Here is a 9,291-nt window from a genome sequence, read left to right on the forward strand (position 1 = left end):
GTCCACCGCGACCTCAAGCCCAGCAATGTGATGGTCCGTGACGACGGCCGGGTGGTGGTGCTGGACCTCGGCATCGCCGCCGTCCTGGAGACCGGGGCGACCCGCATCACCCGCACCGGCGGGGTGGTGGGCAGCCCCCCGTACATGGCCCCGGAGCAGGCCCTGTCCACCACCGTGGACCCCCGGAGCGACCTCTATGCGCTGGGCTGTCTGCTGCATGAGATGGTCGCGGGCGAGCCGCCGTTCCGCGCCCCCACCGCGCTGGGTGTGATGCAGCGGCACGCCGACGAACCGCCGGTTCCGCTGCGGGCGCTGCGCCCTGACGTCCCGGCCGAGCTGGAGGACCTGGTGCTGGCGCTGCTGGCCAAGCAGCCCAGGGACCGTCCCGCCGACGTCCAGGAGGTCTACCGGCGGCTGCTGCCGCTGCTGCCGCCCGCCGAGCCGGACGCCGCCGCCGCGCTGCGCCCGTACGGGGCGCTGCCGGACCCGGCCAGGCCGTACCGTCATCCGCTGGCGCCGCAGCCCGTGCTCCCGGCCCGCACCCCGCCCGCAGCCGCGCCCCCGGCCGCGTCCGCCGCCGTACCCGGACCCGCGCCCAGGACCGCGACCGCCCGCCCGGCGCCGCCGGACCTGGCCGAGGCCTGCCGCCGGGTGCCGGAACTGCTGGACGCCGGGCGGCTCAGCGAGGTCGTCGACCTGGTGGCCCAGGTGCTGCCCGACGCCCGTGAACAGCACGGCGACCAGGCCCCGATGGTGCACACCCTCCGCCGGGTCTACGCCCGCACCCTGCTGGTGGAGCGCCGGTACCGGACCGCGCTGCCCGAGTGGCAGTCGCTGGCCCGCTCGGCCGCGGCCGAGCGGGGACCGGCGGACCCGGAGGCGCTGGAGAGCCGGCGGGAGGCCGCTCTCTGCCTGGAGAAGCTGGGCGAGACGGCCGCCGCGCTGGCGGAGTACCGCTCCCTGCTGCCGCTCTTCGAGGCCGCACTGCGGCAGCCCGGCGGAGGCGACTGGGACCGGGTCTTCGACCTGCGGGAGCGGATCGGCAAACTGCTAGCGGCCGACGGTGACCTCCGGGGCGCCCAGGAGGTGCTGCTGGCGCTGCTGGCCGACAAGGAGCGCCGCTACGGCCCGCACCACCGTGAGGCCGCGCAGCTGCGGACGGAGCTGGAGTGGCTGCAGCGCGGGGGGCCGCATCCCGGCGGCACCGGCGCGCCGCCCGACCCGCGAAGCGGCTCCTGGGCGGCCCCGCCGCGAGGCCCGCTGCCCGGCAACCCCTACGCCTCCGGGACGCAGCCGTCCGGCTGGTGAGGCTGCCCGGCGCAGCGGCACGGTGGGCGGGGGCGCCCGGCGGAGAGGGCGTCCGGCGGGAGAGGGGGGCGCCCGCTGCCCGCCGGGCAGGGCGGAATGAGGGCTTTTCGGGTGGTCGCCCGGCCGTGATCAGTCGAAGGCATGGCCATGACGCCCGGGTCGTCCCTATCCTGCCTCCCGGCAGCACACACAGCACAGGACATTGCACGGGACACACAGCACGCCACCGCCGGGAGGCTCAGTGATCCGCAACTCCGTCCCCGACCGCACCGCGGCGCCCGTCCGCAGGCGGGCCGCAGCCGTCGCCGGGGCGGTGCTCGCCGCAGCCGCGCTCACGGCCTGCGGAGCCACCGCGCACCCCGGTGCCGCCGCCGTCGTCGGTGACCACCGGATCACCACCTCCGCCGTGCAGGCGCGGGTGACCGCCTTCCGTGACGCGGTCGCCGACGAGAGCCAGGGCAAGCCCCAGGCGGAGAACGGCGGACTGGTCCGCAACACGGTGCGCGACATGATCCTCTCCGACCTGGTCTCGCACGCCCTGGTCCAGCACCAGCTGTCGGTCAGCGACGAGGAGGTCCAGCAGGCGCACGCCTCCGACGCCCGCCAGCTGGGCGGCGAGACGGCGCTGGAGCGCGCCCTGCTGGAGCAGAAGGGCGTCGCCCCCTCCGCGACCGACGACTTCTACCGGCGGGTGCTGGGGATGCAGAAGCTCGCGGCCCTCTCCGGAGTGGACCCCAACACCCAGCAGGGCAGCGAGGCGCTCCGCAAGACCCTGGCCGACGCCGCCAAGGACCTCAAGGTGCAGATCAACCCCCGCTACGGCACCTGGGACCCGCAGAAGGTCACCTTCTCCGACGACGCCGACAACTGGCTGCGCAGCGGGAGCACCAAGGCCTCCTGACCGGCGGTTCCGCCGTGTACGCCGGGCGTGTGGCGTCCGGTGTGCACGGCTGCGGCACGGGTAGGCGCAGGCCATGCGGATGCCAGTGGAAGCAGTAGTGGTCAGCGATGTGACGCCCGCCGTGGTTGCGGTCGTCGTGATCGGTGTCCTGCTCGTGGTGGCGCTGGTCGCGGCCTTCATCGTCGGCTACCGGCGCAAGCAGGACGAGCCGCCGCCGCCGGTGTCGCACGGCCCGGGCAGCGAGTCCTGGGGCACCCGGGAACAGCGGCAGCAGGAGCAGCACCTCGAACCGCGCCCCGAGGAGCACACCGGCGGGCACCACAGGCGACAGCCGCGCGGCCCGGCGCACTGACCCGGGGCGCAGACCCCCGGCCACCCGCCGGTGCCCCGGCATCGGCGGGCGGTAGGTTCGTGCCGTGGCATCGATCAGTGAGCACCCGCAGCAGCCCCGGCCCGAGCCCGCGCCGGCCGGCCGCCTCGTCCTGCTGACCACCACCCACCGGGTCGCCCCCGGCCTGCTCTCCTGGCCTGCCTGGGAGACCCTGCGCAGCGCCGACCTGGTCCTGGTGGGGGATCCGGACCACCCTCAGCTGCCCGCCGTACGGCAGGCCGGCGTGACGGTCGGCGAGCACTGCGCGGAGACCGTGCCGGCCCTGGCCCGCAGCCTCGCCGAGGCCGCCGCCGTCCCCGGTCGCACCGTGCTCTGGATCGGCGGCTCCGACGGCGACCCCGGCCTCACCGACGCTCTGGCCCGGCTGGCCGTCGAGGGCGGCCTCGACCCGGTTCCGGAGATCGAGCTGCTTCCGGGCTCGTACGACCTGCCCGGGGCCCGGCTGCTGGACCTGGTGGCCGTGATGGACCGGCTGCGCTCTCCCGGCGGCTGTCCCTGGGACGCCCAGCAGACCCATGGCACGCTGGTGAAGTACCTGGTCGAGGAGGCCTTCGAACTGGTGGAGGCCATCGAGGAGGGGGACCGGGAGTCGCTGCGCGAGGAACTGGGCGACGTACTGCTCCAGGTGGTCTTCCACTCCCGGATCGCCGAGGAGGACAGCGAGGAGCCCTTCTCCGTCGACGATGTCGCCGCCGGACTGGTGGAGAAGCTGATGTACCGGCATCCGCATGTCTTCGGCAGCGTGGACGCGGACACCCCGGCCCAGGTCGAGGCCAACTGGGAGGAGCTCAAGGCCGCCGAGAAGCAGCGGGAGTCGGCCGTCGACGGCGTGCCGCTGGCCCAGCCGGCCCTCGCCCTGGCGGCCAAGCTGGTCTCCAGGGCACGCAAGGCGGGGCTGGAGGTGTCGGCCGGGACCCCTGCGGAGCCGCTCCCCGGAGGCACCGACGACACCACGGTGGGCGACACCCTGCTGGGCCTCGCCGCGCTGGCGCAGGACCGGGGCATCGACCCGGAAGCCGCGCTGCGGGCGGCGGCGCGCCGCTACCGGGACGCCGTCCGCTCCGCCGAGCGGGCCGGCTGACCCGGGCCGCGCCGGCGGCAGCCGGCCGGAAGGTCAGCCGGCCGTGAGGCCGGTCAGGAAGCCGGTCAGTAAGTCGGTCAGGAGGTCAGGTCGGTCAGGAGGCGGACCGCGGGCGGTCCAGGCTCTCCACCGCGTCGCGCATCCCGGCCAGCCAGGCGTCGCGGTCACCGGCCCGGCGCTGCTCGTAACGGGCGACCTCCGGGTGCGGCAGGATCAGGAACCGCTCCTCGGCCAGCCCCGTGACCACCGCCTCCGCCACCTCGGCGGGCTCCAGGATGGGCCCGAAGGCGCCGAGCACCGCCTCCACGCCCGGGTCCTCGATGAGCCGGGTCCGCACCCCCTGCGGGCAGAGCACACTGACCCCGACGCCGCGCCCGCCGTAGGTCACGGCCAGCCACTCGGCGAAGGCCACCGAGGCGTGCTTGGTGACGCTGTACGGGGCGTCTCCCGGCATGGTGAGCAGTCCGGCGGCCGAGGCGGTGTTCAGCAGCCAGCCGCGTCCGCGCGAGAGCATCCCGGGGACGACCGCCCGCGCCGCGTACACCTGTGACATCACATTGACGTCCCAGCAGGTCTGCCAGAGCGCGTCGGGTGCCTCGACGCCCTGGGCGGTGCCCACACCGGCGTTGCTGCAGAAGAGGTCGATCGGGCCGAGGTGCTTCTCCGCGGTGTCGACCAGCGTCCGTACGTCGCTCTCCTGGGAGACGTCGCTGCCGACGCCGACCGCCCGGCAGCCGCCCCGGTCCAGCTCGCCCGCCAGGTCCTCCACCGCGGCGGCGTCGAGGTCGGCCAGCAGCAGCCCGGCCGCGCCCTCCGCCGCGAAGCGGCGGGCCAGCGCTGCGCCGATGCCGCCGGCTGCGCCGGTGACGACCACCACCGCACCTCGTACCTGCATGGACTGCTCCTCCCCGCGGCCTTCTCCGCCCTGAGCGGCCGCTGAACGGCACTGCCCGGGATCGTAAACTCAGCACGACCCACTGCGACAGGGCATGTCCGGCAGGTGATCAGACTCACGCCGGCGGGCCAGGGGTTAGGTTCGGGGGATGCCGGTACCGCACGCCCCCGCCCTGTTCACCTTCGAGTTCGCCGCCGATCCCTATCCGGCGTACGCCTGGCTGCGGGAGCACGCCCCGGTGCACCGCACCACGCTGCCCAGCGGTGTGGAGGCCTGGCTTGTGACCCGCTACGGGGACGCCCGCCAGGCGCTGGCGGACTCCCGGCTGTCCAAGAACCCGGTGCACCACAGCGAGCAGGCGCACCGCTCCGGGCGGGTCGGCATCCCGGGCGAGCGCAGCGCCGACCTGATGACGCACCTGCTGAACATCGACCCGCCCGACCACACCCGGCTGCGCCGGCTGGTCTCCAAGGCCTTCACCCCGCGCCGGGTCGCCGAGTTCGCGCCGAGGGTGCAGCAGCTCACCGACCGGCTGATCGACTCCTTCGCGGAGCGGGGCAGCGCGGATCTGATCCATGAGTTCGCCTTTCCGCTGCCCATCTACGCCATCTGCGATCTGCTGGGCGTACCGCCCGAGGACCAGGACGACTTCCGCGACTGGGCGGGCATGATGATCCGGCACGGCGGCGGACCGCGCGGCGGTGTGGCCCGCGCGGTGAAGCGGATGCGCAGCTACCTGGCGGAGCTGATCCACCGCAAGCGCTCCGAACTGACCGCGCAGCCGCTGCCCGGGGAGGACCTGATCTCCGGCCTGATCCGGGCGAGCGACCACGGGGAGCACCTCACCGAGAACGAGGCCGCCGCGATGGCCTTCATCCTGCTCTTCGCCGGGTTCGAGACCACGGTCAACCTGATCGGCAACGGCACCTACGCCCTGCTGCGCAACCCGGACCAGCGGGCGCTGCTGCAGGATTCCGTACGGCGCGGCGACACCTCGCTGCTGGCCACCGCGGTGGAGGAACTGCTGCGCTACGACGGCCCGGTGGAGCTGGCCACCTGGCGGTTCGCCACCACGGGGCTGGAGATCGGCGGGGTCGAGATTCCGGTGGGCGACCCGGTGCTGGTGGTGCTGGCCGCGGCCGACCGCGACCCGGACCGCTTCGACGGCCCCGACACCCTGGACCTCGCCCGCCGGGACAATCCCCATCTGGGTTTCGGCCACGGGATCCACTACTGCGTGGGCGCCCCGCTGGCCCGGCTGGAGGCGCAGTCGGCGCTGGCCTCGCTGCTCACCCGGCTCCCCGACCTCCACCTCGCCGCCGACCCGGGGGATCTCCGCTGGCGGGGCGGTCTGATCATGCGCGGTCTGCGCACCCTCCCGGTGGGGTTCACTCCGGAGCTGGGCACCCGACCGGAACTGCCTGACGTCTGATCAGTTCTGGCTCTTCCGGGCGGTCGACGGCGACCGCGCGTAGGCACGCGGCAACAGCGGGTCTGCCTTTGTGTGATGTTTGTGATGCCGGGTTGTTATGGGTCTGATGATCTGACTACGCTCCGGGCGTCCGCTCTTGCGGATCCCGACGCGCGGGACGCCGAGTCCTGTCCACCGCTGCGCCGGGTCACCGTCGACCGACTTTGCGGACAGGAGCGGGGGAACCAGGTAAGTCGCCGCGCACACCCGGTGCGCGGCTCGGGGTGAAGCCGTCCGCCCGGACGGCCGGGCCAGCCTCCCGGCCCGAACCCGACAGCTCACCTCGCAGGCGTCGGAGAGGGACCCCTTCATGGTGCTTTCCGGCAATGGCCGCCACCGCCGCCCCCGCCCCAGCCAGACCAAGAAGTTCGTCACCGCGGCCGGGGTGACCGGCGCAGGCATCGCACTGCCGCTGCTGACCGCGGGCGGCGCCTCCGCGGCCTCCGTCTCCACCTGGGACAAGGTCGCCCAGTGCGAGAGCGGCGGCGACTGGGCCATCAACACCGGCAACGGCTTCTACGGCGGCCTGCAGTTCAGCGAGTCCACCTGGGCCGCGTACGGCGGCACCGCGTACGCCGACCGCGCCGACCTGGCGACCAAGGGCCAGCAGATCTCCATAGCCGAGAAGGTGCTGGACGCCCAGGGCGCCGGCGCCTGGCCGGTCTGCTCGGTGACGGCCGGTCTGTCGGCGGGCGGCGCCGCAGCGGTGGTGGACACCGGCAGCACCGTCACCACCACCGACGGCGACTCCCAGGGCAAGGCCTCGCGGGACAGCGACCGGGGTTCGCTGGACACCTCCTCCGACACCTCGGCACCGGCCGCCGCCGGCGCCACCCAGACGGAGAAGGGACCCAGCTTCGACGGCAAGGACGGCTGGGACGCCCAGGACGGGGTCTACTGGTACCAGGAGGGCGGCTCCTGGCACTGGACCAGCCACCGCGACGTCTACCAGCAGCACATCGCCCACCCGCACACCGACTCCACGGCGACGGCCACCGCGGCCGGCGACCGGACGCCCGCCGGGTCCGCCGCGCACGGCTCGGACCACGGCGACTACACGGTCCGGCAGGGCGACAACCTCTCGCAGATCGCCGAGACCCACCAGGTGCACGGCGGCTGGCAGCACCTGTACCAGGAGAACCGCTCCACGGTGGGCGGCGACCCCGACCTGATCCTGCCCGGACAGGTCCTCAACTTGGGCTGACCGCACCGCGAGGACCGGACCGGGAGGCCCCGGTCCGGTCGCAGCCGTATCCGGCCGCCCGGGAACGGACGGATGAACTACCGGCGGGTAGGGGTGTTCGGTCGGCGAGACAGGGCCCGGGCAGCGATGGCCCCGGGCGCCGGTGCGGTTAGGCTCTGGACGTAACGCATCCATATCCGCCCTAAGGAGATGCCTCGTGCCGTCCATCGATGTCGTCGTAGCCCGGGAGATCCTCGACTCGCGAGGCAACCCCACGGTCGAGGTCGAGGTGGGCCTCGACGACGGCAGCACGGGTCGTGCGGCGGTGCCCTCCGGCGCCTCCACCGGTGCCTTCGAGGCGCTGGAGCTGCGCGACGGAGACAAGTCCCGCTACGGCGGCAAGGGCGTGGAGAAGGCCGTCCTCGCCGTCATCGAGCAGATCGGCCCGGAGCTGGTCGGCTACGACGCCACCGAGCAGCGGCTGATCGACCAGGCCATGCTGGACCTGGATGCCACCCCGGACAAGTCCTCGCTCGGCGCCAACGCCATCCTCGGTGTCTCGCTCGCCGTGGCCCACGCCGCCTCCGAGGCGTCCGACCTCCCGCTCTTCCGTTACGTCGGCGGCCCCAACGCCCATGTGCTGCCGGTCCCGATGATGAACATCCTGAACGGCGGCTCGCACGCCGACTCCAACGTGGACATCCAGGAGTTCATGATCGCCCCCATCGGCGCGGAGTCCTTCTCCGAGGCCGTCCGCTGGGGCGTCGAGGTCTACCACACCCTCAAGGGCGTCCTGAAGGAGCGCGGCCTCTCCACCGGCCTGGGCGACGAGGGCGGCTTCGCGCCCAACCTCGACAGCAACCGCGAGGCCCTGGACCTCATCGTCGAGGCCATCAAGAAGGCCGGCTACACCCCGGGCAAGGACATCGCGCTCGCCCTGGACGTCGCCGCCTCCGAGTTCTACAAGGACGGCGCCTACCAGTTCGAGGGCAAGCCGCTGTCCGCCGCCGAGCTGACCGACTACTACGCCGAGCTGGTCGCCGCGTACCCGCTGGTCTCCATCGAGGACCCGCTGAACGAGGAGGACTGGGACGGCTGGAAGACCATCACCCAGAAGCTCGGCGACAAGGTCCAGCTGGTCGGTGACGACCTCTTCGTCACCAACCCGGAGCGCCTGGCCCGCGGTATCGAGTCCGGCACCGCCAACGCGCTGCTGGTGAAGGTCAACCAGATCGGCTCGCTCACCGAGACCCTGGACGCGGTCGAGCTGGCCCAGCGCAACGGCTACCGCTGCATGATGTCCCACCGCTCCGGCGAGACCGAGGACGTCACCATCGCGGACCTGGCCGTCGCCACCAACTGCGGCCAGATCAAGACCGGCGCCCCGGCCCGCTCCGAGCGCGTCGCCAAGTACAACCAGCTGCTGCGCATCGAGGAGATCCTCGACGACGCCGCCCAGTACGCCGGCCGGGGTGCCTTCCCGCGCTACAAGTACGAGGGCTGAGTCGCGGTTTTTCCGGGTGCCCCGCTGCCCACCCCCTAGGGTTGGGCAGCGGGGCACCCGCACGACCGACGAGGGGACGGAGCAGATGGCGATCCGGACGGCGTCCGCAGCTGGGTCCCGGCCGCGCTTCACCGGCCGGGCAGCGGTGCTGGCACTGGTGCTCTGCTCGCTGATCGCGGCGCTGGCCTACCCCACACGGCAGTTCATCGCCCAGCGCGCCGACATCGCCGCCCAGCGTGCCGCCGCGGAGCAGGCCCGCGCCCGGGTCGAGGAGCTCCGGCGGGAGAAGGCCCGCTGGCAGGATCCGGCCTATGTGCGCACCCAGGCCCGTGAGCGGCTGCACTACGCGATGCCGGGGGAGACGCCGTACGTGTCGGTGGACCCGGCCTCCGGGCAGCGCTCCTCCGATGCCTCGGCCCCCACCCGCGGCGGTGCCCGGCAGCCCTGGTACGCCAGCGTCTGGGACTCCGTGGACGCCGCCGACCGCGCCGTGCGCGCAGCCCCACGCCCCTGACCTCCCCCACGAGACAGCACCCCACATGACATCTGCCGAACAC

9 protein-coding genes and 1 riboswitch are annotated in these 9,291 nt (G+C 73.5%); of the genes, 8 read left to right on the top strand and 1 reads right to left on the bottom strand.

The window, feature by feature from the left end; genetic code table 11:
* The 4 genes from AOK09_RS27705 to AOK09_RS27720 form a co-directional block, all read left to right on the top strand.
* The coding region (locus AOK09_RS27705) for a protein kinase domain-containing protein (protein WP_217698499.1) at nt 1-1,308 on the top strand (1,308 nt) is incomplete at its 5' end.
* A 241-nt stretch (nt 1,309-1,549) separates the two neighbouring features.
* Nucleotides 1,550-2,209 carry a SurA N-terminal domain-containing protein gene (locus AOK09_RS27710; protein WP_055589979.1) on the top strand — a complete coding sequence of 220 codons (660 nt, stop codon included), beginning with the start codon at nt 1,550-1,552 and terminating at the stop codon, nt 2,207-2,209.
* A gap of 79 nt (nt 2,210-2,288) precedes the next feature.
* Nucleotides 2,289-2,561 (top strand): DUF6479 family protein, encoded by a 273-nt coding sequence (locus AOK09_RS27715; RefSeq protein WP_157876059.1) that lies wholly within the window; start codon nt 2,289-2,291, stop codon nt 2,559-2,561.
* 64 nt (nt 2,562-2,625) lie between these two features.
* Nucleotides 2,626-3,681, top strand: a complete 1,056-nt coding sequence (locus AOK09_RS27720) for a MazG family protein (RefSeq protein WP_245687507.1) — start codon at nt 2,626-2,628, stop codon at nt 3,679-3,681.
* A 94-nt stretch (nt 3,682-3,775) separates the two neighbouring features.
* Here the strand turns inward: AOK09_RS27720 and AOK09_RS27725 are convergent, their stop codons facing one another.
* The gene (locus AOK09_RS27725) at nt 3,776-4,576 is read right to left on the bottom strand and encodes an SDR family NAD(P)-dependent oxidoreductase (RefSeq protein WP_055589981.1); all 801 of its coding nucleotides are present in this window, start codon (nt 4,574-4,576) and stop codon (nt 3,776-3,778) included.
* 148 nt (nt 4,577-4,724) lie between these two features.
* Here AOK09_RS27725 and AOK09_RS27730 point away from each other — a divergent pair, with 148 nt between their 5' ends.
* The 4 genes from AOK09_RS27730 to AOK09_RS27745 all read left to right on the top strand — a co-directional run bounded on the left by AOK09_RS27730 (nt 4,725) and on the right by AOK09_RS27745 (nt 9,248).
* A complete protein-coding gene (locus AOK09_RS27730) occupies nt 4,725-6,008 on the top strand; it encodes a cytochrome P450 family protein (RefSeq protein ID WP_055589982.1) in 1,284 nt (427 codons plus the stop codon).
* A 185-nt stretch (nt 6,009-6,193) separates the two neighbouring features.
* Nucleotides 6,194-6,354: riboswitch (cyclic di-AMP (ydaO/yuaA leader) on the top strand.
* 3 nt (nt 6,355-6,357) lie between these two features.
* Nucleotides 6,358-7,251, top strand: a complete 894-nt coding sequence (locus AOK09_RS43515; protein WP_055589983.1) for a transglycosylase family protein — start codon at nt 6,358-6,360, stop codon at nt 7,249-7,251.
* Nucleotides 7,252-7,447: 196 nt separating this feature from the next.
* Nucleotides 7,448-8,734, top strand: a complete 1,287-nt coding sequence (gene eno, locus AOK09_RS27740; RefSeq protein ID WP_055589984.1) for a phosphopyruvate hydratase — start codon at nt 7,448-7,450, stop codon at nt 8,732-8,734.
* Nucleotides 8,735-8,819: 85 nt separating this feature from the next.
* A complete protein-coding gene (locus AOK09_RS27745) occupies nt 8,820-9,248 on the top strand; it encodes an FtsB family cell division protein (protein ID WP_055589985.1) in 429 nt (142 codons plus the stop codon).
* Nucleotides 9,249-9,291: the final 43 nt, after the last annotated feature.

It is taken from the genome of Peterkaempfera griseoplana (assembly GCF_001418575.1).
Classification (GTDB): Bacteria; Actinomycetota; Actinomycetes; order Streptomycetales; family Streptomycetaceae; genus Peterkaempfera; species Peterkaempfera griseoplana.